The following is a 25464-nucleotide window of genomic DNA, read 5'->3' as shown; positions in this document are numbered from 1 at the left end:
TTCTCGGCGTTCGGCCGGGGCGGCGCGGGCGGCGCGGTGCTGACGCCACCCGGGCACGCGGCCCGCTTCGAGGTGCGGGGTGACGGCGGGACGGCGAGCGGATAGCGTCGGGGCAGCGCGGACCGGACCGCGGCTACGGGGGACGCGGCATGGACACGACTCGGACGCGGACCGCGACGACGACGGCCGGGGCCCCTCCCCGCAGTCACCTCCACGCGGTGCTGCTCGGCGCGCTGGGCATGATCGTGGTCCCGCTGCTCATCGTCCTCGCGACCACGGCCTGGTCCTCCCCCGGTCCCGAGGAGTACGTCCGCATGGCGCTCGGCTCGGTGGTCGCGGCGTGCGTCTCGGTGGTCGGCGCCTGGTGGCTCGCCTTCGAGCGGCGCAGCGCCGGGGCACCCGGTCGCACCTGGTTCTGGGGAATCGCCTGCCTCGTCACGGTCAATGCGGTCTCGACCGTCGGAGCCGCCGCCGACCGCCTCACCGGCCTGATCACGGGCTGAGCGGGTGGACGTCCAGGCGCGGTCACCGCGCTCGCCTCACTCCTCGGCGACCGCCCCGATGGCCCCGAGTCCCGCCTCGAGCGAGCGGCAGCAGCATCGGCGCCGGTGATCGCCCCGACGAGACGACCGAATGGCTCCGGCTGTTCCGTCCCGCCGAGAGCGATCTGGACGAGCTGTGGCGGCTGTACTCCGACGAGCGGATCGCGGCGGGCGACCCCCTCCTCCGACACGGCTCCGTCGAGCAGACCCGGGCGGTGCACGCCCGCCGAACGGCGCAGTGGGAACGGGACGACCTCAGCAGCTGGGTCGTCCGGCTGCGGAGTCCCGAGGGCGGCGCGGACGGTGCGATCGGGGTCGGCGGCTGCACTCTCCTCACCGACACGGCCTGGAACGTCGCATTCACCGTCCATCCGGACCACTGGGGCAGGGGGTACGCCCAGGAGGTCGCCTCCGCAGGGATCGCGCGGGCGCGGCGGCTCCGGCCGGAGCTCCCCGTGACCGCGGTCGTCGCGGAACGGAACGAGCGATCGCACCGGACGGTCGCTCGACTCGGTCTCGAACGGAGGTGGGAGGGCCCCGACGCGCACAGCCTCGACCCCGCGGCTCGCATCGTGCTCTACTCCGACCGCCTCCTCTCCGAGGACGAGATCGGCCGCCTCACGAGCTGAAGGCGCCGCGTGGCGCTGATCGCCGCAGGCAGCAGCGGAGCCGAGACGCCTGCGCGAGACCGGGACGTCACGTTCCGGTGCGCCTCCTGGCCCCATCTTTCTTCCCGGCGGGCGGCGCTGCGCACGAGTGGGTGGGTGGGCGGCGCGGCACTCGCGCCGACCCCTCTCGCGATCGCGCTCAGCGGCCGCCCGCGAGTCGGGGCAGGAAGGGCGCGGAGGTACTCGCCGGACGGAGCATTCGAAGCCCGTCACCGCGAGGGGCGTTAGCGTCGTCGGATGGCGAGCATCACGTACCCCGCGCCCCTCCGCGCCGGAGGCCGGGTGGAGGTGCCCGCGCCCTCGATGGGAGTCCCCGCGCACCTGCACGACCGGCTGCAGGACGCCGCGCGCCGACTCGGCTCGGCGGGATACGACGTCCGGGTCCGGCCGCACGCCCTCCTCGGCGGACTCGCTCCGGCGTCCGCCGCGGATCGGGCGGCCGACCTGCACGACGCCTTCCGGAGCGGGGACGCGGTCCTTCCTCCGTGGGGCGGCGAGCTCGCCGTCGAGCTGCTGGAGAGGCTCGACTGGCACGCCCTCGCGGAGGCCCGGCCCTGGTTCGTCGGCTGGTCGGACGTCTCGACGCTGCTCCTGCCCCTGACGACGACGACCGGGCTCGCGACGATCCACGGCGCCAATCTGATGGACGAGCCGTGGGAGCTGCCGGTCGGGTTCCACCGCTGGACGGAGGTCGCCGGCCTCGAGCCCGGAGCCGCGTTCACGCAGCACGCCGCGCCGCGACGCCGGAGCCGTCCGTGGGGTGCGTGGGCGGACGAGCCGCTCGACCGCGATCGGGCCTACGAGGAGCCGACCCGCTGGCGCTCGCTCGACGGGTCAGCGGACGCGGCGATGTCCGGCCGCTTGATCGGCGGATGCCTCGAGACGGTGTCCCTGCTCGCGGGCACGCCCTACGGCGACGTTCCGGGCTTCGCTCGCCGGCACGCGCCGGAGGGCACCGTCGTCTACCTGGAGGCGGCCGGGTCCGACTCCGTCTCGGTGCTCCGGATGCTCACCTCCCTCCGCCTCGCGGGCTGGTTCGAGCAGGCGACCGGCGTCCTGATCGGCCGGACCGAGGGCGCGTCCCTGCCCGAGCTGAGCCAGGAGGACGCGGTGCGGCGCGCTCTCGGCGACCTCGGTGTGCCGGTGATCCTCGACGTCGACACCGGGCACCAGCCGCCGCAGATGCCCCTGGTCAACGGCGCGCTCGCCGAGATCGCGCCGAGCGGGCCGACGGCCTCGATCACGCAGCGGCTCGTGCCCTGACGGCGCGTGCGGAGAGATCCCGTCGAGCAGTGCCAGCGCCTCGCGGCCCGGTCGTTGCCGCTCCCGGCCCTCCTCCGCCCGCCGAGCGCAAGGCCGAGCGGCGGGGAGGCGCCGAGTGGTAGACCTGGGGGCATGAGCAACGACATCCGCGCACTCGCCGAGGGCGAGAGCTACCTCGCCTTCTTCCAGGGCGGGCCGTTCGACGGCCAGACCGAGAACCGCGTCAGCACCGAGGGGGGCTACGAGAAGGAGGTCGACGTCTACGCCGCCGTCGACGGCCAGGAGACGCACCTCGTGTACAACGCCGTCTCCGCGAAGGAGGTCGGCGAGGCGGTCCACGTGACCTACTCGATCGACACTCCCGACTCCGACCCGATCGAGGACCCGGAGGACCGTGGCGGCGGATTCCAGTAGTCCGCACCACCCTTCGGATGCCGCTCCGGCGTCGCGCTCAGCGCGGCCGGGGCGGCATCGGCATGTGAGGACGCGCCACTCCGGAGACCACGCCTCCCGCCGCTCCTAGGATGATGGTTCCTCACTGTCTCGGCCGATTCAGGTCCGCGTTCCTCGGGAGCCGCCGTGTCCGATCCGCTGATCCGCCCGATGCCCCTCCGCGGCGACTCCGCCCGGCACTGGCTGCGGGCCCGCCACGCCGAGGCCGGGCCCGACCCCGCGTTCGCCGTCACCGGGCAGGAGGCGGCCGCCGAGGGCGTGCTCCTCCGGCGGATCTGGCACACGGCCGGCACGATCGACTTCCGCCCGAGCCCCCGCGCCGACCCGGGGTCGGTGGTGCTCCTGCTCCCGCTCGAGGGCGCGTTCACCGTCGCCAGTCGGGAGGAGCGCGAGTTCGTCGGCCGCGGCACCCTTGCGGTGCTGCCCGCCCGATCAGGAGCGACGATCAGCACGAGCGCTCCCAGCTCCCGGCTCGTCCTGGTCGTGCGGCCCTCGGGCGACGCGGATCCGCCCGCCGGCCTCACCGTGGTCTCCTCCCCCGCGGCACCGGTGCTGGTCGCCGCCGCGAACGCGGTGCTCGACGCCGGGCTGCCCATGAGCCCCGGGCTGCACACCGCGCTGCGGGGCCTCGCCGCGGCCGTCGTCGCGGAGTGACGGGAGCTGTCAACCCTCCCCGCCCCGGCCATCCGCTCGCAGGGACGTCCTCGAACATCAAGTGACGCCGATCGTCGGCGCCGGAAGGAGCACTCGCCATGGCCGAGATCACCGCCCACCACGGACTCTTCAAGGACACGGACCTGCACGTCGACGACACCGGCGGATCGGGCCGCCCCGTGGTCCTCATCCACGGCTGGCCCCTCTCGGGCGAGTCGTGGAAGGAGCAGGTCCCCGCGTTCGCCGAGGCCGGCTACCGCGTCGTCACCTACGACCGCCGCGGCTTCGGGCGCAGCGACAAGCCACTCACCGGCTACAGCTACGACACGCTCACCGAGGACCTGCACACCCTCCTCACCGAGCTCGACCTGCAGGACGTCACCCTGGTCGGCTTCTCGATGGGCGGCGGCGAGGTCGCCCGCTACTTCACGAAGTACGGCGCCGATCGCCTGCACAGCGTCGTCTTCGCCTCGGCCGTCCCGCCGTACCTGATGAAGACGGACGACAACCCGGACGGCCCGCTCGAGAAGGCGCAGGCCGCGCAGATGACCGCGGGCCTCACGAAGAGCGAGGACGACTTCTACGACCAGTTCACCACCGACTTCTTCTCGGTCGACGGCGAGCTGAAGGTGACGGAGGAGCAGCGCCAGGAGGCGATCGCTCTGGCGAAGCAGTCGGCCAAGCACGCGGCCCTCGCCTGCATGACGGCGTTCGCGACCACCGACTTCCGCGAGGACCTGCCGAACGTGTCGGTGCCCGCGCTCGTCATCCACGGCGACGGCGACGGCACGGTTCCGTTCGAGGGCTCCGGCGCCCGCACCCACGCGGCGATCCCCGGCTCCGAGCTGCACGTCGTCCACGGCGCCCCGCACGGAGTGACCGTGAGCCACCCGGAGGAGTGGAACCGCGTCGTCCTGGAGTTCCTCGCGAAGTAGCGGCGGCACTCCCGCATGCTGGTCGAGCAGCCCCGCAGGGGCGTATCGAGGCCCGTCGCACGGACACGGATCTCGATACGCGCCCTGTGCGCTGCTCGATCAGCAGGAACCGGTCACCCACGCGCGATGCTCGATCAGCAAGAGCCGGAGCCCCCGCGTCAGCCCTTCTCCGCGCCCTCGGTCGTGTTCATGATCCGCCGCTGGAAGACGAAGAACAGCACGGCCACCGGGATCGACATCAGCACCGCGGCCGCGAGCTGCAGCGGGTACTGGTTGCCGGTGCCCAGCTGCTGCCCGCTCTGGAGGCGGCGCTGCGCTGGCTCCGCGACGACGGCGACTCCGACGGCGACGGGTTCCTCGAGTACGTCGACACCACGGGGCACGGCCTCGCCAACCAGGGCTGGAAGGACTCGGGCGACTCGATCCAGTGGCGCGACGGCACGCTCGCGGAGGGTCTGATCGCGCTCTGCGAGGTGCAGGCCTACGCCCACGAGGCCATGGTCGGCGGAGCGGCGCTGCTCGAGCACCTCGGCCGTGACGGCTCGGAGTGGCGCGAGGCGGCGTCGACGCTGAAGGCGCGCTTCGCGGAGGCGTTCTGGATCGACGACGCCGACGGCGGCTACCCGGCGATCGCGCTCGACGCGGCCGGGCGCCCGGTCGACACGATCACCAGCAACCTCGGCCACCTCCTCGGCACCGGCATCCTCTCCCCCGAGCATGCCGCCCGGGTCGCCGAGCTGCTGGTCTCCCCCGGGCTCGACTCGGGCTTCGGCCTGCGCACCCTGGACACCGGCTCGGGCGGCTACTGGCCGCTGTCGTACCACGGCGGCTCCGTCTGGGCCCACGACACCGCGATCGCCGTCACCGGGCTCGCCCGGGAGGGCTTCGGGGCGGAGGCGACGACCCTCTCGCGCGGACTGATCGCCGCGGCCGAGGGCTTCGGCTACCGGATGCCCGAGCTGCACTCGGGCGACCCCGCCGCCGAGGTGCACGCGCCGGTGCCGTACCCGGCGGCCTGCCGACCGCAAGCCTGGTCGGCGGCCGCCTCCGTCGCCGTGCTGTCGGCGGCGCTGGGGCTCGCTCCCGGAGGCGACACCCTGGTCGTCGCGCCGCTCTCGCCCGCGCTCGCCGGGCCGATCCGCGTGGACGGGATCCGCTACCGCGGCTCCGTGGTGCCGGTGGACTGGGACGGCAGGATCTGAGGCGCCGCGCCGCTCAGGGCGGACCGGCTCAGATCAGGCCGGCTCAGGGCAGGCGCGCTCAGGGCAGGCGCGCCACGACCGCGCGCGCGATGCGCCGGCCCGAGCGGTTCGCCCCGATGGTCGAGGCCGTCGGGCCGTAGCCGGCGAAGAAGACGCGCGGATCCGTCAGCGAGGCTCCGTCGGCGACCGCGATGCCGCCCTCGCGCTCGCGCAGCCCGAGCGGAGCGAGGTGGCGCAGCTCCGGCCGGAAGCCCGTCGCCCAGATGATCGCGTCGGCGCGCGTGAAGGAGCCGTCGGGCCAGCGCACGCCCTCCTCCTCGATCGACGAGAACATCCCCCGCTCGTGCAGGAGCCCGCGCTCGATCCCGGCGACCACCCGGCGGGTGCGCTGCACGCCCGTGCCGCCGACGATGCTCGGGAGGGGCAGCCCGGCGCGGGCGGCGCGGTCCTGCTCGGCCACCGCCTCCACCGCCGACTCCATCGCCAGCTGCTCGCCGTCGTGGTAGACGACCGGTCGCCGCGTCGCCCACGTCAGGGAGCGCGCCACCCGCTCGAGCTCCAGCAGGAAGCCGATCGCCGAGGTGCCGCCGCCGACCACGAGCACCTGCTTCCCGGCGAAGTCCTCGGCGCGGACGTACTCGGTCGGGTCGATCTGCACGCCGCGGAAGCGGTCGCGCCCGGGGTAGTGCGGGACGAAGGGCGATCCCCAGGTGCCGGTCGCGTTGACGAGCAGACTCGCGCGCTCGACCGCGCGGTCGGACTCGACGACGAGCGGCGACCCCGTGTCGTGCGGCGTCGCACTCGTGACGCGCCGCACCGACTCCGGACGGCGGATCTCGAGACCGAGCTCCTCCTCGTAGCGCCCGTAGTACTCGCGGACCACGTCCCGTGCCGGTCGCCGGTGATCGGCCGTGCGGAACGAGAACCCCATCCGCTCCATGCCCGGGAGATCGTGCACGCGGTGCGCGGAGCCGAGCCGCAGGGCCTCCCAGCGGAACTGCCAGGCCCCGCCGGGCTCCGGACCGCGGTCGAGGACGATCAGGTCGCGCCCGGGGACGAGGCCGAGACGGCGCAGGTAGTAGGCCACGGACAGACCCGCCTGGCCCGCGCCGATCACCACGACGGGACGCGGTGGGGCGACGCTGTCCACGGTGCTCCTGACGCGGTCGAGGATGGGCGGCCGTCCGGCAGATCGAGGCCCGGGGTGGCGTGTCCCCCGTCTGCTAAACTACCGCGTAGATTTCAACTTTCCCTGTCTGCTCTTTTCCCCAGCCGGCTCACTGCCCGTCTGGCCTGTCATCGTGAGGGGGTCACCCATGGGGCGCGGCCGTCAGAAGGCGAAGAACACCAAGATCGCCCGTGAGCTGAAGTCGTTCAGCCCGGCGGTCGATTACAGCGCGCTCGAGCGCGAGCTCAGCCACCCGGACGAGCCGGACTACTCGAAGTGGATCGACGCCGAGGACGACGGCGACGACACGGACCTCGTCGAGGAGCCGCACCAGAAGCGTGCGTGACTCCTCCCGTGAATCGGGGCCGCTCCCTCGGGGCGGCCCCGTTTCGCGTGCGGACGGGGATCCGGCGGGCGAGCGACCCGACCTGGAGCGCGGGTCGCTCGGCTGAGCACGTTCTCCCGCTTTCCGCCACTGAGAGCAGAATGTCGGTGCCCCCTGGGACACTGACCGGATGAGCACTTCCCCGCCCGCACGGCTGCCCGTGTGGCAGTCGGAGCGTCGCGGGAACGACCTCGACGAGGCGCGCGACTTCTACGCCGGCTCGTACAACGGCTCCGGCTTCCGGGCCGAGCGCTCGGTCGTGCCGTTCGCGTTCCGCTACACGACGACCGGGCCCGGGCCCGTGAGCCTCCACTCCGCCTCCTTCCTCGGCCGGGTGCGCGGCACGGTGGCCCCGAGCGACGTCTACGTCGCCCTCTGGCTGACCGCGGGGCGCGCCTCCCTCGACCTGGGGCGCGACGAGCACCGCCTCGTCGTCGGGCGCCCGGCCATGTTCCCGAGCGGCCGGCCCTTCGGCTTCGAGGCCCTCGAGTACCGCGACGCGCTCGTGCACTTCGAGGCCGCCCACCTCGAGGCGATCGCCGCCGAGCTGCACGGCACCGAGCCCGGCCCGCTGCGGTTCGCCCCCGTGGCGCGCGACACGACCGCCTGGTGGGCCGCGATCCGGCTCCTGCGCGACACCCTCGCCTCCGCGCACACGCCGACCGCGCTGCAGCGCGACGGCGTCGCCCGCATCGCCGCGCTCGCCGCCCTGCAGACCTTCGCCCACCGCATCGCCCCGCTGCCGGCCATGCCGCCCTCGGTCAGCGCGCGGCGCCTCCGCCGGGCCGTGGAGTTCGTGCAGGCCAACGCCGACCTGCCCCTCGGAGTGGCCGACATCGCCGACGCGGCCGGGCTCACGGTCCGCGGCGTGCAGCTGGCGTTCCAGCGCGCCTTCGGCGAGACCCCGCGGCACTACCTGCGCGACGTCCGCCTCGAGCGCGCGCACGAGGAGCTCTCGGCCGGATCGATCGGCTCGCTGGTGGTCGGCGACGTCGCCGCACGCTGGGGGTTCATCAGCGGCGGCCGCTTCGCCCAGCACTACGCGACGCGGTTCGGCGAGCTCCCGAGCGAGACCCTCCGGCGCTAGCCCCGCCGATCCCCGACGACGGTTCCGCCGAGGGGCGTTCGGGCGTACTGTCCGAGGACCGCCCGCTGCCCCGCGGGCCGCGTCGATGGAGCCGCGAATGTTCGAACCCGGAGGATCCGCGCGGCCTGTCGCGCGGATCGGCTACGTCACCGCCGCCCTGCTGGTCGGCGCGATCCTGGTGGGCGGCGCGGTCGGCGCCGCCGTCGCCCTGGTCCTCTACCTGCCCGGCGTCCTCGCCGCCGACGGCCCGCCCGGGCTGGTGAGCTTCGGCCTGCTCATGGGAGCGGCCTCCGGCGCGGGCATCGGAGTCGTCGGAGGCGCGGGAGCGGTCGCCGGCATGGTCGCGGTGCGCGTCGCGAGCCGCCGCGACGGCCCGTTCGTGCTCGGCACCAGCGCGGGCGCCGGCCTCGGCGTGCTGGTCGCCTGTGCGAACCTGCTCGTCAGCCGCGACGCCCCGACCTGGGCGACCGCTCTGCTCGCCACCGCGGCCGCCTGCGCGCTCTGCGCTGCGGGCTCGTGGCTGCTGACCCGGCACGAGCACTCCTGGGAGCGCGCGCACGCCGCACCGCGCTGATCCGCGGCGCCTCCGGAGGTCAGCCCGCGTAGGACCCGACCAGGCGGACCGCTCCGCCGTCGACGCCCTTCGCGCCCTGCTCGAAGCCCTCGAACCCGCGCGCGGCCGTCGAGACGCGGCCCGCGACCCACGACGGGACGCCCGAGCGCTCGAGGCGTGCGATCACGCCGTCGGCCGCCTCCGCCGCGACCACGGCGAACATGCCGATGCCGAGGTTCCAGGTGCCCTCGGTGCTCTCGAGCGTCGCGCCGGACATCCCGGCGAGCGCGCGGAACACGTCGGACGGGCTCCAGCTCGCCCGCTCGACCTCGACCCAGGAGCCGCGCGGCAGCACCCGGGCGAGGTTCGCCGCGATCCCGCCGCCGGTGACGTGGCTGATGGAGTGGACGGCCGGGCCGAGCTCGGCGTCGTCGAGCAGGTCGAGGAGGGGCCGGGTGTAGAGGCGGGTCGGCTCCAGCAGCACCTCGCCGACCACGCCGCCCAGCTCCTCGGAGCGGTCGGTGAAGCCGATGCCGCGCTCGGCGAGGATGTGGCGCACGAGCGAGTAGCCGTTCGAGTGCAGTCCGGAGGAGGCCATCGCCACCACGACGTCGCCGTCGCGCACGCGGTCGGCGCCGCGCACCTGGTCGGCCTCGATCGCGCCGACCGCCGCGCCCGCCACGTCGTAGTCGTCGGGTCCGAGCAGGCCCGGGTGCTCGGCCGTCTCGCCGCCGACGAGCGCGGTGCCCGTCTCGGAGCAGGCGCGCGCGATGCCGGCGACGATGTCGGCGATGCGGGCCGGGACGACCTTGCCGCACGCGATGTAGTCGGTCATGAAGAAGGGGCGGGCGCCGACCACGACGATGTCGTCGACGACCATGCCGACGAGGTCCTGCCCGATGGTGTCGTGCTTGTCGATCGCCTGGGCGAGCGCGACCTTGGTGCCGACGCCGTCGGTCGAGGTCGCGAGGAGGGGGGCTCGGAAGTCGCGGAGGAAGGAGACGTCGTAGAGGCCCGCGAAGCCGCCGACCCCGCCGAGGACCCGGCTGTCGTGCGTCGCCGACACCGCCGACTTCATCAGCTCGACGGCGAGGTCCCCCGCCGCCGTGTCGACTCCTGCGCGGGCGTAGCTGCTCGTCTCATCACTCACGCGACGACCCTACCGACTGCCCTCTCCCGCCGCGGCGCGGATCCGGGTCCGCCGCACCGGCGGCTCCCGCTCCGCGCCCGCGGTCACGCGTCCCAGGCCACGTAGTGCAGCTCGGCGCGGTCGCGGCTGCGGTGGAGGTCGAGGTAGGACCGGGCGATGACCTCGGCCGCCGCGTCCGGGTGGCCGCCGTCGATGAGTGCGGTGATCGCCACGTGGGCGGCGTAGACGCCCCGGGGCTCGAGCGCGCAGTGGAGGTTGAGGACCCAGTTCCGCAGGCCCCCGGCGGCGATGTTGATGTTCGCCAGCGCCGCGTGCGGGGAGACGGAGCCGCCGCCGGTGGTGACGAGGATCGTCCCGCTGCCGGCGGCGATCATGTCCGGAACCACCTCGCCGACGGCGCGGAGCGCGCCGCCGAGGTAGAAGTCGATCTGCGGCTGTAGGTTCTCGGGCGTGACGTCCAGGACGCCGACCGGGGTGAGAGCGGAGTCGGCGGGGGAGAACTCGAGGACGTCGATCGGACCGAGGTCGGCACGGATCGCCCGCAGCGCGGCGGTCAGGGTCTCGGGCTGCGCGATGTCGGCGGCGAACCCCGTCGCCTCGATGCCCTCTTCGGCGAGGCGGGCGGCCAGGCCGTCCAGCTTCTCCTGGTTCCGCGAGACGAGGGCGACGGTGAAGCCGGCCCGGCCGAAGACGCGGGCGATCTCGAGGCCGAGGCCGGGGCCCGCGCCGATGACGGTGAGAAGGGGCATGGGAGGTCCTGTCGTCGTGCGCCCCGGGGCGCGATGAGCGGGGCTGCTAAGTTGAGGTCAGCCTCAACACTCATCGGACCATAACTTGAGTGGCACCTCAAGATCATCGGGAGGATCGCATGGACGAGCAGAAGGTCCTGCGCCGGGACGCGCAGCGGAACGTCGAGAAGCTGCACGCCGCCGCCCTCGAGGTCTTCGGCTCCCGCGGCCTGGCCGCCCCCCTCGAGGACATCGCCCGTCACGCCGGCGTGAGCATCGGCACCCTCTACAACCGCGTCGGCTCCCGTGAGGAGCTCATCGACGCCGTCATCCCGGCCGTCGCCGGCGAGAAGCTGAAGGGCCTGACCGAGCGCGCTCTCGCCGAGCGGTCCTCCCGCGGACGCCTGGAGCGCTTCGTCTCCGGGATGATCGACCTCCAGCTGGAGGACCCCGCCCTCAACGACGCGATGCTGCTCCGCTTCCCCGACGCGGTCGCCCTCATCGAGGCCTGCGACCGCTCGATCGAGCTCGGCCGGGATCTCGTCGAGGCCGCCCACCGCGACGGATCCCTCTCCCCCGACTTCACCCACGACGACCTGATGGCCCTGCTCTGGATGGCGGGCACGACCAGCCGCGAGTCCGCGGCTCCGCAGGGCTGGCGCCGCGTCCTGGACCGCAGCCTCGCCGGCGCCTGGACGGCTCCGAGCAGCTGAGCGGCCGCGCGGCTCCCCGACCGCCCGCCCGGCCGATCCGCCGGTCGACGCCGCCCTGAGTACCCCCACGACCACGGATCCGCCCACGGCGAACCATTAGGGGATGAGTCCCCCGCGTGCCAGGATGGACCGTCAAACCCCCCTGCTATCCCCTTGGGAGCCCCTCCGGCATGTGCGGAATCGTTGGGATCGTGTCCTCCGGACCGGTCAACCAGTCCATCTACGACAGCCTCTCCCTCCTGCAGCACCGCGGCCAGGACTCGACCGGCATCGCGACCGCCGACGGCAGCACCCTGCACATCAAGAAGGCCGCGGGACAGGTCCGCGAGGCGTTCCGCACCCGCGACATGCGCTCGCTGCTCGGATCCATGGGCCTCGGCCACGTGCGCTACGCGACGAAGGGCAACGCCGAGCGCGAGGAGGAGGCCCAGCCGTTCTACGTGAACGCGCCGTACGGCATCATCCTCGTCCACAACGGCAACCTCACGAACACGCGCGAGCTCACCGAGGAGCTCTTCCGCATCGACCGCCGCCACCTCAACACCACCTCCGACACGGAGCTGCTGGTCAACGTGCTGGCGAACGAGCTGCAGGCCTCGATGTCGGGCCGCGACCTCGACGCCGACGAGGTGTTCGACGCCGTCGCCCGCGTGCACGAGCGCGTCGAGGGCTCCTACGCCACCATCGCGCTGATCGCCGGCGTCGGGCTGCTGGCGTTCCGCGACCCCTTCGGGATCCGCCCGCTCATCGTCGGCCGCCGCAGCAGCACCGGGGCGCCGGACGACTGGGTCGTCGCCTCCGAATCGCTCGTGCTCGAGGCGCAGGGCTTCGAGATCGTCCGCGACGTCGCTCCCGGCGAGGCGGTCTTCATCACCCCCGACGGCCGGATGGCCAGCCGCCAGTGCGCGAAGGACCCGCGCCTCATCCCGTGCTCGTTCGAGTACGTCTACCTCGCCCGCCCCGACTCCGTGATGTCCGGCATCTCGGTCTACGAGGCGCGCCTGCGCCTGGGCGACCGCCTCGCCGACACCATCGCGCAGTACACCCCGGGCGGAGCGATCGACGTCGTCATGCCGATCCCCGACTCCTCCCGCCCCGCCGCGATGCAGGTCGCGCAGAAGCTCGGGATCGAGTACCGCGAGGGCTTCTACAAGAACCGCTACGTCGGCCGGACGTTCATCATGCCCGGGCAGGCGGTCCGCAAGAAGTCGGTGCGGCAGAAGCTCAACGCGATGTCGAGCGAGTTCAAGGGCAAGAACGTCCTGATCGTCGACGACTCGATCGTCCGCGGCACCACCTCCAAGGAGATCGTCGACATGGCCCGCGCGGCCGGCGCGAACACGGTCACCTTCGCGTCCGCCGCGCCTCCCGTGCGCTACCCGCACGTGTACGGGATCAACATGCCCTCGCGCCAGGAGCTCGTGGCCCACAACCGCCGCATCCCCGAGATCTCGGAGGCGATCGGCGCCGACCAGCTGATCTACCAGGAGGTCGCCGACATGAAGGCGGCGATCCTCGAGGGCTCGGACGTCACCGACCTCGAGACCAGCTGCTTCACCGGCGAGTACGTCACGGGCACCGTCACTCCGGAGTACCTCGATTGGGTGGAGCGCACGCAGCTGAGCTGAGCTCTGCACAGCGCCGGGCGCGGCGCAACGGGTGCCGCGGATCCGTGCGCCGCTCCATGATCGGAGGGTGCGCGGCCCCGCGCGCATGCACCCGAGGAGTCTCCCGTGATCTACCGAATCCTGCCGTTCCTGCTCACCTTCGTGGCCAAGAAGATCTCGAAGTCGCAGAAGGCCAAGCGCGCCGCCGCCAAGCGCCCGACGTCCACGACGAGCAGCAGCCGCCGCTCCTCGTCGCGCCGGGGACGCTGACGCCGCGGTCCCGTCCGCGAGCCGCGGGCGGGACCCTCAGCGCAGGGCGGAGTGCCGCGGCCGCAATGCGGCCCGCCTCCGCCGGCTAGACCCGGTCGGACCCCGTCCGCGGGTCGTCCTCGTCGGACGTCGTGCGCACGTCGGGCAGGGCCTCCTCGGCCACGGGCTCCTCGGCCGCGTCCTCGCGCTCGACGATCCGCTCGGCGGTGGTCCGGACGACCTTCCGGCCGACGACCCGGTCGAGCAGCACCACGACGAGCCCCGCGAGAGCGCCGAACAGCGTCACGAAGAGCAGCAGGCTGAAGCCGAAGACCTGCCCACGGGAGAAGCCCTGAGTCTCGGGCAGCGCGAAGGTCAGCACGAAGGCCGCGATCGCTCCGAGCCCGACGCCGAGGGTCAGGATGCGCCAGACGCGCGGGGAGCGGCGGACGTCGACCTCTTCGCGGGTGACCTCGGGGCGGGCGGGATCGCTCATGCCTCCATTCTCCCCCGCGCGGGCGAGGGCGAGGCACCGTGATCGCTCAGAGCGCGTGCACGAGCCGGCCCGCCTGCGCGCGCAGCTCGCGGACGACGGTGCGGACCGAGAGCCGCTCCGCCCGATCCGGCCGCATCAGCGCGACGATGTGCCGCACGGAGTTCACTCCGCGGAGCGGCTTCACCACCACTCCCGCGCCGCCCGCCGTGTAGCGCGGGAGCACCGCGATGCCCAGGCCCGCCGCGACGAACGCCTCGGTCACGCGGGTCGACGCGAAGCGCTGCTCCACCCGCACCGCCTCGCCGGACGCGGTCTCGATGTCCTGCATCACGCGCTCGAACGGGAACCCGTCCGGGACGCCGATCCAGGTCTCGCCGACCAGGTCCGCCGCCGAGACCGTCGCCCGGTCCGCCAGGCGGTGCCCGACCGGCAGGCCGATGTCGAGGGGCTCGACCATCAGCTCCGCCATCGCGAGGCCGCGGCCGGCCCAGGCGCTTCTGCCGGTGGGCGAGTGGGCGAGCACGATGTCGAAGTCGGCGGTCAGGTCGGCGAACTCGTCGGTGCCGGGGTCCGCGTCCTCGCACTGCACGACGAGCCCCTCGACGCTCCGGAGCGCGACCAGCGCGTTCGGGAGGAGCATCTGGCCCGCGGTGGGGAAGGTCGCGATGGTGACCTCGCCGATCGGGTTGTTCCTGAACGTCTGCCAGACGGCGTCGGCCCGCTCGAGCGCGATCGCGATCTCGGTGGCGCTCCGGGCGAGCTCGCGTCCCGCCGCCGTGAGCACCACACCGCGGCCGGAGCGCTCGATCAACGGCACGCCGGCCTCGCGCTCGAGCACCTTGAGCTGCTGCGAGACCGCGGAGGGCGTGCGGTGCGTCGCCTCCGCCACGGCCGTGATCGAGCGGCGCATCGAGAGCTCGCGGAGCAGTTCCAGCCGTCGCACGTCCATGTAGAGAAACTACACGTCAGGGCAAGAACAGTTCGATTGTCCTACGGAACACGGGGCCGGACACTGGACGTTGTACACAGCATCCCGGCGGATCGATCAGAAGCCGCCGCAACGAGAGGCAGAACACTCATGAGCATCGCAATCCTCGTCGTCCTCAGTGGCCTCGCCGCATGGGGCACGGTGTCGACGGTGCTCGTCGCCAGCCGCGACGGCTACCGTCAGGTCCCCGCGCAGCACTGAGCCCCGCCGCTCCGCGACAGCACCTCATCGCGTTCCGACGCCGTCTCCCGATCGGGAGGCGGCGTTCTCGCGTCTCCGGGGGCTGGTGCCGCTCCTCGGGGAGCGCCCCCCGCCACGGCTCCCGGGGGTCGACCATCGGCTCGCCCGCACACGACGACGGGCCCCCGACCGGAGTCGAGGGCCCGTCGTGCGCGCGGTGCGGCTACTTCGCGGCGGTGCGGCGGCGCAGGCGCGCGACCGTCATGCCCAGACCGAGCAGCAGAGCGGCGATCCCGGCGGCGAACGCGGGGGTCGCGTCCACTCCGGTCTCGGCGAGGTGGTGCGAGCCGGCGACCGGAGCAGTGGTCGGCGTCGGCGCGGGGCCCGTGGTGGGCGGCGTGGTCGGCGCGGGCGTCGGCTCCGTGGTCGGTCCGGGAGTCGGGGTGCCCGCTCCGGCGCCGGCCGCGACGGCGAAGCCGACGCTGATCTCGGTGCCGGTGGTGTCGAGCACGAACGTCGCGGTGTGCGCGCCGCCCGCCAGACTCTCGTCGATCGGGACCGAGAACGAGGCGCGACCGGTCGAGTCGTCGGTGACGGCCCGGGTCGGGTCGATCGTCGCGGTGCCGACGACGGTGCCGTCGACGCTCGCGGTCACGGTGGTGTCGGCCGCGGCTCCGGTGCTGAACAGGAGCGAGGAGAGGTCGACGGTCATCGTGTCGCCGACCGCGTACTCGCCCGAGTCCGGGACGTTGTCGGTCAGGCCGATCGTGCGCTGCACGGGGTCGGGGCTGACGGTGCCGAGGTCCTGGATGTAGCCGACGAAGGCGTCCAGGTCGATGCGGCCGGAGTCGGCCGTGCCGGTGCCCTCGGTGAAGGTGCTGAAGCCGTCGCCGCCGCTCGCGAGGAAGCTGCTGGTCACGACGGTGAAGGTCGCGGCCGGGTCGATCGGCTCGTTCTGGAAGAACACCTGCGAGATGCGCGAGCCCTCGGGCGCCGTGGCGTCGAAGACGTAGGTGAGGTCCTTCGAGGTGGAGAGGTTCAGCTGCGGGTGGCTGGAGCTGCCCACCCACTGCTCCTCGAGCAGGTCGGAGATCTGCTCGCCGGTCAGCTGCAGGGTCACCAGGGTGTTCGCGAAGGGCTGGGCGTCGGAGGCCTCGGCGTAGGTGACCACGCCGTCCGCGTCGCCGGGCTGGTCCGGAGTCGCGGTGTAGGAGAGGTCGTCGCGCAGGCCGCCCGCGTTCGAGAAGGCGATCTGCGTGCCGAGCTCACGGGTGGCCCAGAGCTGGGCGTCCGAGACGAGGTTGCCGAGGGTCGACTCCGAGCCGCGGTTGGTCGTGGTGCCGTCCGGGCGGTAGGCGCGCGAGATGTCCTCGGTGATGGTGCCGACCTTCACGCTGCCCTCGCGGACGGCGACGGCCTGGGCGTCGGCGACGATGGTCTCGACCTCGGGGTCGGGCTCGAAGGCGCCGACGACGATCGTCTTGGCCGGGTCGTCGGAGGTCGGGTCGTCGACGACCTTCGTCAGCGGCACGACCTCGCTGGTGAGCGAGGTGAGCTGCTTGGTCGCCGGGTCGACGGTCAGGGACATGCGGCCGATGTTCTCGGCGTAGCTGCCGGTCTGCGACACGACGGTCGGGAAGGCCCGGCCCGCGTCGATGCCCGCGTCGTACTCCTGGTGGCTGTGGCCCGAGACGATCGCGTCGACGTTCGGGGCGACCGCGTTGACGATCGCGCCGAACTTGGGGTCCGCCTCCGGAGTGTTCAGCTCGGCCGCGTCGGCGTCGGCTCCCTCGTGCAGGAGCAGGACGACCACGTCGGCCTCGTCGTTGGCGGCGTCGCCGTCCTGGAGCTGCGCGGCGACCTCGTTGACGTTCTCGGCGATCGGCTCGATGGAGAGCGTCGAGATCGTGGCGGGGCTGACGAGCTTGCCGAGGTCCTCGGTGATCGCGCCGATGAAGGCGACGGAGACGCCGTCCTGCTCGGTGATCACGTACGGGGAGTAGGCGCGCTCGCCGGTCGCGGTGTCGTAGAGGTTCGCGTTCACGTAGGGGAACGCCGAGGCGTCCACGACGCGGCCGTCGACGTCGGCGCGGCCCTGGTCGAACTCGTGGTTGCCCAGGGTGCTGACGTCGAGGCCCATCGCGTTGAGCGAGTCGAGCGTGGGGATGTCGCCCTGCACCTTCGACACGAAGGTCGAGGCGCCGATGTTGTCGCCGGCCGAGACGAACAGCGTGTTCGGGTTGGCGGCGCGGTAGGAGTCGACGGCACCGGCGAGCACGGCGGCTCCGGCGACGGCGCGGTCGGCGGCGAGCCGCCCGTGGAAGTCGTTGATCGAGAGGATGTCGATGGCGACATCGCCCTCGGCCGCCGCGGCGGGCGTGGCGCCGAGGAGGGCCGCTCCGGCGACGGCGCCGACGGCGGTCGCGGAGAGGAGTCGGGTGAGGCCGCGTCGGCCCGGGGAAGTACTGCGCATCGTGAAGGGGACTCCAAGCATCGAGCGGTGGATCCGGAGAGGATTCGTGCCGCGTGAGGGGGTTATTCCCAGACAACCCGACGGCGGACCGCAGGTCAAACGTTCGAACGACGGCTCGCCGCCGCGTTTACGAGAAGTTAACTCGCCGACGCTCAGCCGACGCGCAGGATGGGGAGGAACGGCGTGAGGTCCGCGCGCACTCCGGAGGCATGGATCCGCCCGCTCGCGAGACCCTCGCTCCACGGCAGGGAGCCGGTCGCGAGCGGCAGCCAGGTCGCCGCGTCCATCTCGATCACGTTCGGCGGAGTCCCGCGGGTGTGGCCCGGTCCCTCGACGCACTGGGCCGCGCCGAACGGCGGAACGCGCACCTCGACGCTGCGCCCGGGGACGTTCGTCTCGATGATCTGCAGGAGGAACCGCACCGCCGTCGCCGTCGTGTTCCGGTCCGCTCCTCCGGCGAGCGCCGCCCGCACCGCGGACTGCCCGCTCGCCTCGTCGATCCTGCCCTTGGCCATCCACCCATCCTGCCGCCGCCGCTCGCTCCCGGAGGCCTCCGCGGGGCTCCGCCCGGCGTGTCGGCGTCCGCAGCGCCGCCCTGCGGAGGAGGACGTCACAGGGACCAGCCCCGGCGCGGGGCGCCCTATCCTGTCAAGGTGAAGATCCTCGTCCTCGGTTCGGGTGCCCGTGAGCACGCCATCATCACGGCTCTCCTCGCGGAGGAGGAGCACCACGAGATCATCGCGGCGCCCGGCAACGCCGGCATCGCGCGCGACGTCGAGGTCATCCACTTCGACACGAACAGCCCCCGGCTGGTCAGCGACTTCGCGGTGGAGCAGGGCATCGAGCTCGTCGTCATCGGCCCCGAGGCGCCCCTGGTCGCCGGAGTCGCCGACGCGCTCCGCAAGCGCCGCATCCCCACCTTCGGCCCCGACCGGGCCGCCGCCGCACTCGAGGGCTCGAAGACCTTCGCGAAGCGCGTGATGGACATGGCCCGCGTGCCCACCGGCCGCGCGACCCGCGTCTCCACCCTGGTCGACGCCACCCGCGCCATCGACGAGTACGGACTCCCCTCGGTCGTCAAGGCCGACGGCCTCGCCGCGGGCAAGGGCGTCCTGGTGACGGAGTCGCGCAGCGCCGCGATCGCGCACGCCGAGTTCTGGCTGCAGTCCGGCGACGTCCTCATCGAGGAGTTCCTCGCCGGCCAGGAGGTCTCCCTCTTCCTCCTCTCCGACGGCCACGACGTCGTCCCCCTCTCCCCCGCGCAGGACTTCAAGCGCCTGAGCGACGGCGACGAGGGGCCGAACACCGGCGGCATGGGCGCCTACTCCCCGCTCCCCTGGCTCGCCGACCGCTGGGAGAGCGAGCGCGCCTTCGTCGACGAGGTGATCGACACGGTCGCCATCCCGACCATCCGGCAGCTCGAGCGCGAGCGCACCCCCTTCGTCGGACTCCTCTACTGCGGCCTCATCGTGACCGACGCGGGCCTGCGCGTGATCGAGTTCAACGCCCGCTTCGGAGACCCCGAGACCCAGGTCGTCCTCCCCCGCCTCGCCTCCCCGCTGTCCGCGCTGCTGCACGCGGCGGCCACCGGCGCGCTCGCCTCCGTCCCGTGGCCCGCGTTCACGGACGAGGTCGCCGTCACCGTCGTCCTCGCGAGCGAGGGCTACCCCGAGAACGCCGTCACCGGACGGACCATCACCGGACTCGACGCGGCGGCGGACGTCCCCGGCGTCACCATCGCCCACGCGGCGACCCAGCTGGTCGACGGGAGCTTCGTCGCCACCGGCGGCCGCGTGCTCAACGTCGTCGCACGCGGTGCCGACTTCGCCGAGGCGCGGGAGCGGGCGTACCGCGCGCTCGACCTGATCCACCTCGACGGCGGGCTGTATCGGAGCGACATCGCGGCGAAGGTCGCGAAGTAGAGCGACCTCAGCGTGATGTCGGCCACGCCGCTCCCCGCGCGGCGTGGCGCGGTCGACTCAGAGACCGGCCGGGTACTCGGAGAGCGGGGCGCGGTCGGCGCGTCCAGAACGCTCGGCACGCGTTCCGGTCGACGCCTCGAGGGTGGCCGGGGTGGGGTGGATCCGCACTCGGACTCGGACCTCCGCGACACGGGCTCGCGGCGGAGGTCGGTCGCCTCGCGGGGGGCGGGTCAGGCCAGGGTGCGGAGAGCCTCGGCGAGGTGGGGGTGCGCGAAGGTGAAGCCGGCGTCCTCGAGGCGGGCGGGCACGACCCAGCGGGACTTGAGCAGGAGCTCGGACTCGGTGCGGAGCAGGAGCGTCGCGGGCTCGAGGACGAAGCGCGGAGCCGGCACGCCGATCCGGCGGCCGACGGCGGCGCGGAGCAGCCGGGAGAGCTCGGTGTTGTCGCTCGGATTCGGCGACGCGAGGTTCACCGGCCCGTCGAGGGTCGACTCCTCGAGGAAGCGGATCGACCGGTGGACGTCCTCCACGTGGATCCAGCTGAAGTGCTGACGGCCGCGGGTGCGCCGGTGCTCGTGGTGCACACCGGCCTCGCGGCGCGCGCGCGTCGAGGGCCACGGCCCGTCGAACTGCGGACCGCCGAGGCCGAGCCGCGCCAGCCGCAGCAGGATCGCCGTCGCCGGACCGTCTCCGAGCACGATGGACATCCGCAGCGCCACGCGCCGCACGCCGGGCGTCTCCCCGGCGAAGAACTCCGACTCCCACGCCCGCGCCACGTCGACCGAGAAGCCCTCGCCGAGCACGCCCTCGTCCTCGGTGTTCGCCCGCTCCTCCTCGTGCCGGTAGATCGTGGCCGTGCTCGCGTTCATCCAGACCGGCGGAGGAGTCGCGGCCGCCGCGACCGCCCTGTGCAGCTCCCCGGTGGTCGCCACGCGCGAGCGGAGGATCTCGCCGCGGTTCGCCGCGGTGTACCGGCAGTCGACGCTCTTGCCGGCCAGGTTCACCAGGAGGCGCGCACCGTCGAGCACCCGGGTGATGCCGACGGTGTCGCCCCAGCGCGCGTCCGGCCCGGAGCGGCCGATCCTCCGCACCGTCCAGCCGTCGGCAGTGAAGCGGCGGGCGAGGTCCGTCCCGAGGAATCCGCTCGCACCGGCGAGGACGACGACGGGGTCAGCGGTGCTGCTCATCGCCCCATCGTGCCGCACGGCGCCGGAGTCACGGGGAGGACTCGTCGCAGGCGCGCTGCCGGTATGCGAGGTGGGTCTCGATCAGCCGCCGAGCGACCCCGCACCACGGAGCAGCCGCGCCGCGGCGAGCGCCCCGGCCAGCCGCTCGGCGAACCCCGGCGGCACCTCGGCGGGCAGCGCGTCGACCGGCCACCAGGCCACGTCGTCGCTCTCGTCGCTGACCGTCACCGGAGCGTCCGGATCGGCGATCGCACCGTAGCCCACGTCCCAGTGGCGGGAGCAGCGGCCGAAGCCGTCGCCGAGCGCGTGCCGGTCGAGGTCGAGGGGCAGGACGCCGAGCTGCTGCAGCCGTGCCGCTCCGCTCTCCTCCTGCGCCTCGCGGAGGGCCGCGTCGGCCGTGGAGTCGTCGCCGGGCTCGACATGACCGCCGAGCTGCACCCAGAACCGGCCCTTGCGGTGGAAGCAGAGCAGCACCTGCGCCAGATTCGGCGAGAGCACGAAGCAGCTCGCCGTGACGTGCTCGGGGCCGCCGTCGCGCTCGAGCGCCGGCTCGCCGCGCTGCTCGAGGAACGCCAGGTACTCGTCCCGCAGGTCCGCGAGCGCGCCCGCGTCCCACTCCCGCAGCTCGCCCGCCAGCCGCGCCCCTCGCTCCCCCGTCACGCGATGGACCCTACCTCCCCTCCGCGAGCTGCCACTCCGGTGCGCGACACGGCGTGCGTGGCGTAACGGAGCGGCAGCTTCCGGGGAGGGAGCAGGGACGGGAGCGTCAGACGGAGAGGCCGGAGAGGCCCTCGCGGTCGACGCGGCGGTGGAAGCGCATGCCGGCGAGACCGCCGAGCACGGCGCCGACCAGCGCGACGACCAGGGCGGCGAGCGCCGTCACGACCGCCGCGGCCGTGGCGTCGCCGGCGTCGAGCGGGATCGTCGGGAAGCCGCTCACCGCGGAGAGCGCCTGGCTGCCGCCGGTGATCGCCGAGACGATGCCCACGACGATCGCGACGACGACCGCCCAGGCCCACACTCCGACGCCCTGCTTCGCTCCGCTGAAGCGGGCCATTCGGCCTGCCACGTAGCCGCCGCAGTAGTAGGCGACGAGGAGGATGACCAGCAGTGCGATCGCGCCCGCCCAGCCGAACGCGGCGGGGTCGGCCGCGAGGTCGCCGGTGACGTCCTGGGTGCCGATGACGGCGGCCCCGATCGCGGTGACGAGGGCGGTCAGGAGGACGGCGAGTCCGGTGGCGGCGAGCCAGCCGAAAAAGGCGCAGCCGATCTTGAAGCCGCCGAAGCGGTCGCGCTCGCGCTGGTGGATGTCCTTGCGCGCGGCCGCACGGGCCTGCTTCGCCTCGGCGGAGTCGGGGTCGACGGGCGCGCGGTGCTCGGGGGCCGAGTGCGCCGAGGCGGAACGGTCCGAGGAGGCGGAACGGTCCGGAGTCGCGGAGCGGTCCGTCGCCGCAGCCGCTCCCGTATCCCCCGCGGAGTCGATGCGCGCCGTGCCGCCCGCCGCCGAGCCCTCTGCCCGTCGCGGCAGTCCGCCGTCAGCCGGATCCCTGTCTGTCGTGCTCATGTCGAACCTCCTGGCCGAGCGCCCCGAAGAAGGGCGACACGCTCAGTCAAGACCCAGGGAGCCCTCGGTGTCGCGGGCTTGACGACACGACGGAGCGGTCCGGGCGTCAACCCCCTGCGCCCCCTCCCTCCCACCCGCTTGCATGGAGACACCGACCGACGACACGAGAGGGACAGTCATGACTCCGGAATCCCCCGAGCAGACACCGCCCGGCACCGAGGCCGAGCTGACGCCGAAGGCCGACCACGGCGAGACCACCTACCGCGGCACCGGCCGCCTCAGCGGCAAGGTCGCCCTCATCACGGGCGGCGACAGCGGCATCGGCAAGGCCGTCGCGATCGCGTTCGCGCGCGAGGGCGCCGACGTCGCGATCTCGTACCTCGACGAGCACGACGACGCCGAGGACACCGCCAAGTGGGTCCGGGAGGCCGGCCGCGAGGCGCTGCTCCTCCCCGGCGACCTGCAGGACCCGGCGCACTGCCGCGCCGTCGTCACCGAGACCGTCGAGCGCTTCGGCCACCTCGAGGTGCTCGTCAGCAACGCCGCCTTCCAGATGAGCCGCGAGAGCGTCACCGACATCCCGGACGAGGAGTGGGACCGCACGATCGCGACGAACATCAGCGCCTACTTCCACCTCGTGAAGTCGGCGCTGCCCCACCTGAAGGAGGGCGCATCGATCATCGCGACGAGCTCGGTGCAGTCCGACCAGCCGTCGTACCAGCTGCTCCCCTACGCCGCCACGAAGTCGGCGATCCTCAGCCTCACCGCCTCGTTCGCGCAGGCGCTCGGCGAGAAGGGCATCCGCGCCAACTCGGTCGCGCCCGGCCCGATCTGGACGCCGCTGATCCCCTCGACCATGCCGGAGGAGGCCGTCGCCGAGTTCGGCGAGCAGGTCCCGCTGGGCCGCCCCGGGCAGCCGGCCGAGGCGGCCCCCGCCTACGTCCTCCTCGCCTCCGACGAGGCGAGCTACATCAGCGGGTCGACGATCGCCGTAACCGGCGGGAAGCCGATCCTCTGATCACGCTCCAGGGCACCGCTCACCCGCAGGATTCCGCGATAGGTTCCTGCGGGTGAGTGTGCACATCCGCAGCATCGAGACGGCGGTGCCGACCACGGTCCTGCGCCAGTCCGAGGTGCGCGACCTCTTCGCGTCCCAGCCCGCGATGACCCGGCTCGGGTCCCGCCTGATCGGCGCGGCCTTCGACGCGTCCGGGATCGACACCCGCAGCACGGTGGTCGACGAGCTCGACCGGGTCGAGCGGGAGGGTGCGAGCGTCTTCTACGACGCGGGGAGCGGCCTGGTGCTCGACCCGGGGACGGCCGCGCGCAACGCCGTCTACACCGAGCGCGCTCCCGAGCTCTTCACGGAGGCGGCCCGCCGCGCCCTCTCGTCCGCGTCGATGACCCCCGAGGAGGTCACCCACGTGGTGACGGTCTCCTGCACCGGCTTCTACGCCCCGGGGCCCGACTACCAGCTGGTCCGCCGCCTCGGCCTCGCACCCTCGACGCAGCGCTTCCACCTCGGCTTCATGGGCTGCTACGGCGCCTTCCCCGGCCTGCGCGCCGCCCGCCAGTTCTGCGAGGCCGACCCGGAGGCGGTCGTCCTCGTCGTCGCGGTCGAGCTGTGCACCATCCACCTCACCAGCTCCAACGACCCGGAGCAGATCGTCGCGACCTCCGTCTTCGCCGACGGCGGTGCGGCGGCCGTCGTCACCGCCCGCGAGGCCGCGCCCGGCACCCCGGTGCTCGAGCTCGACGCGCTCGCCACGACGCTCACCGACGAGGGCGAGACCGAGATGGCGTGGACGATCGGCGACCACGGCTTCTCGATGCGGCTGAGCACCTACGTGCCCTCGATCATCGGAGCGAACATCGAGGCGGCCGTCGCCCCGCTGCTGGCCGGCGCCGAGGTCGAGCGGAGCGACGTGCAGCGCTGGGCGATCCACCCCGGCGGCCGCAGCATCCTCGACAAGGTGCAGGCCTCGCTCGCCCTCAGCGACGAGCAGCTGGCCCCGTCGCGCGAGGTGCTGCGGACCAACGGCAACATGTCGAGCGCGACCGTCCTCTTCATCCTGCGGCGCCTGCTGCACGGCGAGGCGGCCGACGGCGAGCGGATCGGCGCGATGGCGTTCGGGCCCGGACTCACCGTCGAGCTCGCGCTGCTCACCAAGCGGGGCGGGGAGTGACTCCGCGCGCCCCTCTCGCGCCGGATCTGCGCCACCGCGAGGTCTCCGAGCAGGAGCTGATGGACGACCCGGACTGCGACCGGGCCCTGCTCGATGCCACCTACGCCCGCTTCGGCACCGTGAACCGGCTGGTCTCGGGGTGGCGCGGCCTCTACCGCTCGCGCCTGCGTCCGCTGCTGCGGCCCGACGAGCCGTTCCGCCTGCTCGACATCGGATCGGGAGGCGGCGACGTCGCCCGGTCCCTCGCCGGCTGGGCCCACGAGGACGGCCTCCGCCTGGCGATCACCGCCGTCGATCCGGACGAGCGCGCCTCCGCGTTCGCCACGTCCACGCCCGCGCCGCCCGGAGTCGAGTTCCGCCGCGCGAGCAGCGCCGACCTGGTCGCCGAGGGCGAGGACTTCGACCTGGTGACCTCCAACCACGTGCTGCACCACCTGTCGCCGGAGTCGCTCGCCGACCTGCTCGCCGACAGCGAGCGCCTGGCCCCGCGCGCCCTCCACAACGACATCGAGCGCTCGCGGCTGGCCTACACGGCCTACCTGCTGGCCACGCGACCGATCGCGGCCGGCTCGTTCCTCCACTACGACGGGTCGCTGTCGGTGCGGCGCAGCTTCACCGCCGCCGAGCTGCGGGCTGTGGCGCCCGAGGGGTGGCGGGTCGAGCGCGCGGCGCCCTACCGGCTGCTGCTCGCGCGGGGCGAGGTGTGAGGACGCGGCGGAGGGCGAGCGCTTCCGGTCCGCTCTGGCTGCGCGCCGCCGCCGTCAGCTACTCCGCCAACTGCGCCCTCGGCACCGCCGTCGCCACCGGCGCTCTCCGCACGGGCCGCTGGCACTGGATCCATCACGCGCTCTACATCTGCACGTCGACGCTCACCGCTCTGGCCTGGGCGACGCTGCGGCGGTCGGACCCCCGCGCCGCGTCCGCGCTGGCTCCCGCCGCCGTCCCGCTGGCGGTGATCCCCTTCGCGGGGACGCACGGACGCCGGCACCCGGCGATCGCGCTGGCGGCGGCTCCGTTCGTGCTCGCCGCTCTCGGGCGGACGCGGCGGCCGGCGCGGCACCGAGGCGTGCTCCAGCGTCTGAGGGCCGGGTCGGCCCTGCGCTGACGCGCC

At 73.5% G+C, this 25464-nt stretch carries 27 protein-coding genes and 2 pseudogenes; 18 read left to right on the top strand and 11 right to left on the bottom strand.

The features are described 5' to 3' along the window. Positions 1-149: 149 nt before the first annotated feature. The 6 genes from C5B98_RS17315 to C5B98_RS12785 all read left to right on the top strand — a co-directional run bounded on the left by C5B98_RS17315 (position 150) and on the right by C5B98_RS12785 (position 4515). Complete coding sequence (locus C5B98_RS17315; RefSeq protein ID WP_258062734.1) at positions 150-503, top strand: hypothetical protein; 354 nt, start codon at positions 150-152, stop codon at positions 501-503. Then, the gene (locus C5B98_RS12805) at positions 410-1171 is read left to right on the top strand and encodes a GNAT family N-acetyltransferase (protein WP_258063518.1); all 762 of its coding nucleotides are present in this window, start codon (positions 410-412) and stop codon (positions 1169-1171) included. The genes C5B98_RS17315 and C5B98_RS12805 overlap by 94 nt, the downstream gene beginning before the upstream one ends. Positions 1172-1447: 276 nt before the next feature. After that, entirely contained in the window at positions 1448-2473 is a 1026-nt protein-coding gene (locus C5B98_RS12800; protein ID WP_104327897.1) for a S66 peptidase family protein, read from the top strand. Positions 2474-2605: 132 nt separating this feature from the next. Next, positions 2606-2887 (top strand): oligoribonuclease, encoded by a 282-nt coding sequence (locus tag C5B98_RS12795; RefSeq protein WP_104223758.1) that lies wholly within the window; start codon positions 2606-2608, stop codon positions 2885-2887. Positions 2888-3052: 165 nt separating this feature from the next. Further along, complete coding sequence (locus C5B98_RS12790; protein ID WP_104256055.1) at positions 3053-3580, top strand: hypothetical protein; 528 nt, start codon at positions 3053-3055, stop codon at positions 3578-3580. 98 nt (positions 3581-3678) lie between these two features. After that, a complete protein-coding gene (locus C5B98_RS12785; RefSeq protein WP_104327896.1) occupies positions 3679-4515 on the top strand; it encodes an alpha/beta fold hydrolase in 837 nt (278 codons plus the stop codon). A gap of 158 nt (positions 4516-4673) precedes the next feature. Here C5B98_RS12785 and C5B98_RS12780 read toward each other — a convergent pair. Then, positions 4674-4820, bottom strand: a pseudogene (locus C5B98_RS12780) (carbohydrate ABC transporter permease); the annotation flags it as partial. Between C5B98_RS12780 and C5B98_RS12775 the strand changes: the two are divergent. After that, positions 4803-5717, top strand: a pseudogene (locus C5B98_RS12775) (amylo-alpha-1,6-glucosidase); the annotation flags it as partial. The pseudogenes C5B98_RS12780 and C5B98_RS12775 sit on opposite strands and share 18 nt — an antisense overlap. Positions 5718-5775: 58 nt before the next feature. Here C5B98_RS12775 and C5B98_RS12770 read toward each other — a convergent pair. Beyond that, positions 5776-6867, bottom strand: coding sequence for an FAD-dependent oxidoreductase (locus tag C5B98_RS12770; RefSeq protein WP_104233838.1), 1092 nt, complete (start codon positions 6865-6867; stop codon positions 5776-5778). 166 nt (positions 6868-7033) lie between these two features. Between C5B98_RS12770 and C5B98_RS12765 the strand changes: the two genes are divergently transcribed. The 3 genes from C5B98_RS12765 to C5B98_RS12755 all read left to right on the top strand — a co-directional run bounded on the left by C5B98_RS12765 (position 7034) and on the right by C5B98_RS12755 (position 8931). Continuing rightward, positions 7034-7231 carry a DUF3073 domain-containing protein gene (locus tag C5B98_RS12765; protein WP_097167615.1) on the top strand — a complete coding sequence of 66 codons (198 nt, stop codon included), beginning with the start codon at positions 7034-7036 and terminating at the stop codon, positions 7229-7231. A 169-nt stretch (positions 7232-7400) separates the two neighbouring features. Further along, on the top strand, positions 7401-8357 hold the full coding sequence (locus tag C5B98_RS12760) for a helix-turn-helix transcriptional regulator (RefSeq protein WP_104327895.1): 957 nt from the start codon (positions 7401-7403) through the stop codon (positions 8355-8357). 97 nt (positions 8358-8454) lie between these two features. Beyond that, positions 8455-8931, top strand: a complete 477-nt coding sequence (locus C5B98_RS12755) for a hypothetical protein (protein WP_104223763.1) — start codon at positions 8455-8457, stop codon at positions 8929-8931. A gap of 19 nt (positions 8932-8950) precedes the next feature. On the opposite strand, the gene purM is transcribed toward C5B98_RS12755, so the two are convergent. Together purM and C5B98_RS12745 are read right to left on the bottom strand one after the other, a co-directional pair. Then, complete coding sequence (purM, locus tag C5B98_RS12750) at positions 8951-10060, bottom strand: phosphoribosylformylglycinamidine cyclo-ligase (protein WP_104223764.1); 1110 nt, start codon at positions 10058-10060, stop codon at positions 8951-8953. An 83-nt stretch (positions 10061-10143) separates the two neighbouring features. Then, positions 10144-10809: an SDR family NAD(P)-dependent oxidoreductase gene (locus C5B98_RS12745; RefSeq protein WP_104327894.1), complete on the bottom strand. Its 666-nt coding sequence runs from the start codon at positions 10807-10809 to the stop codon at positions 10144-10146. 119 nt (positions 10810-10928) lie between these two features. On the opposite strand from C5B98_RS12745, the gene C5B98_RS12740 reads away from it, so the two are divergent. From C5B98_RS12740 to C5B98_RS17055, 3 genes are all read left to right on the top strand, one after another. Next, entirely contained in the window at positions 10929-11501 is a 573-nt protein-coding gene (locus C5B98_RS12740) for a TetR/AcrR family transcriptional regulator (protein WP_104327893.1), read from the top strand. Between the two features lie 170 nt (positions 11502-11671). Beyond that, positions 11672-13129, top strand: coding sequence for an amidophosphoribosyltransferase (gene purF / locus C5B98_RS12735; protein WP_104324308.1), 1458 nt, complete (start codon positions 11672-11674; stop codon positions 13127-13129). Positions 13130-13234: 105 nt separating this feature from the next. Continuing rightward, positions 13235-13378 carry a hypothetical protein gene (locus C5B98_RS17055; RefSeq protein WP_181065538.1) on the top strand — a complete coding sequence of 48 codons (144 nt, stop codon included), beginning with the start codon at positions 13235-13237 and terminating at the stop codon, positions 13376-13378. 85 nt (positions 13379-13463) lie between these two features. Here C5B98_RS17055 and C5B98_RS12730 read toward each other — a convergent pair whose 3' ends face one another. The 4 genes from C5B98_RS12730 to C5B98_RS12715 form a co-directional block, all read right to left on the bottom strand. Further along, positions 13464-13853 (bottom strand): hypothetical protein, encoded by a 390-nt coding sequence (locus tag C5B98_RS12730; protein WP_104233832.1) that lies wholly within the window; start codon positions 13851-13853, stop codon positions 13464-13466. 46 nt (positions 13854-13899) lie between these two features. Continuing rightward, on the bottom strand, positions 13900-14802 hold the full coding sequence (locus C5B98_RS12725) for a LysR family transcriptional regulator (RefSeq protein WP_104327892.1): 903 nt from the start codon (positions 14800-14802) through the stop codon (positions 13900-13902). A 442-nt stretch (positions 14803-15244) separates the two neighbouring features. After that, positions 15245-17494, bottom strand: coding sequence for a bifunctional UDP-sugar hydrolase/5'-nucleotidase (locus C5B98_RS12720; RefSeq protein ID WP_181065537.1), 2250 nt, complete (start codon positions 17492-17494; stop codon positions 15245-15247). Between the two features lie 152 nt (positions 17495-17646). Further along, positions 17647-18009: a sterol carrier family protein gene (locus C5B98_RS12715; RefSeq protein ID WP_104223770.1), complete on the bottom strand. Its 363-nt coding sequence runs from the start codon at positions 18007-18009 to the stop codon at positions 17647-17649. Positions 18010-18147: 138 nt separating this feature from the next. On the opposite strand from C5B98_RS12715, the gene purD reads away from it, so the two are divergent. Then, entirely contained in the window at positions 18148-19416 is a 1269-nt protein-coding gene (gene purD / locus C5B98_RS12710) for a phosphoribosylamine--glycine ligase (protein WP_104233829.1), read from the top strand. 230 nt (positions 19417-19646) lie between these two features. Here purD and C5B98_RS12705 read toward each other — a convergent pair whose 3' ends face one another. The 3 genes from C5B98_RS12705 to C5B98_RS17050 all read right to left on the bottom strand — a co-directional run bounded on the left by C5B98_RS12705 (position 19647) and on the right by C5B98_RS17050 (position 22167). Next, positions 19647-20603 carry an epimerase gene (locus tag C5B98_RS12705; RefSeq protein WP_104327891.1) on the bottom strand — a complete coding sequence of 319 codons (957 nt, stop codon included), beginning with the start codon at positions 20601-20603 and terminating at the stop codon, positions 19647-19649. Between the two features lie 81 nt (positions 20604-20684). Next, positions 20685-21263, bottom strand: a complete 579-nt coding sequence (locus C5B98_RS12700) for an NUDIX hydrolase (RefSeq protein ID WP_258063517.1) — start codon at positions 21261-21263, stop codon at positions 20685-20687. 106 nt (positions 21264-21369) lie between these two features. Further along, the gene (locus tag C5B98_RS17050) at positions 21370-22167 is read right to left on the bottom strand and encodes a hypothetical protein (RefSeq protein ID WP_181065536.1); all 798 of its coding nucleotides are present in this window, start codon (positions 22165-22167) and stop codon (positions 21370-21372) included. A 178-nt stretch (positions 22168-22345) separates the two neighbouring features. Here C5B98_RS17050 and C5B98_RS12690 point away from each other — a divergent pair, with 178 nt between their 5' ends. From C5B98_RS12690 to C5B98_RS12675, 4 genes are read left to right on the top strand one after another with little or no spacing between them, the layout of a single operon-like run. Next, entirely contained in the window at positions 22346-23185 is an 840-nt protein-coding gene (locus C5B98_RS12690) for an SDR family oxidoreductase (protein ID WP_104327890.1), read from the top strand. 52 nt (positions 23186-23237) lie between these two features. Then, positions 23238-24353 (top strand): type III polyketide synthase, encoded by a 1116-nt coding sequence (locus tag C5B98_RS12685; RefSeq protein ID WP_104327889.1) that lies wholly within the window; start codon positions 23238-23240, stop codon positions 24351-24353. After that, positions 24350-25060, top strand: coding sequence for a class I SAM-dependent methyltransferase (locus tag C5B98_RS12680; protein WP_258063516.1), 711 nt, complete (start codon positions 24350-24352; stop codon positions 25058-25060). Before C5B98_RS12685 ends, C5B98_RS12680 begins: the two co-directional genes overlap by 4 nt. Beyond that, positions 25057-25458, top strand: a complete 402-nt coding sequence (locus tag C5B98_RS12675) for a hypothetical protein (RefSeq protein WP_104297498.1) — start codon at positions 25057-25059, stop codon at positions 25456-25458. Before C5B98_RS12680 ends, C5B98_RS12675 begins: the two co-directional genes overlap by 4 nt. The last annotated feature ends 6 nt before the right edge of the window (positions 25459-25464 follow it).

The organism is Rathayibacter sp. AY1A5 (genome assembly GCF_002930875.1).
Taxonomy (GTDB): domain Bacteria; phylum Actinomycetota; class Actinomycetes; order Actinomycetales; family Microbacteriaceae; genus Rathayibacter.
Note: the sequence above shows the minus strand (reverse complement) of the source record. Positions and strands in the feature narration are given on the sequence as shown.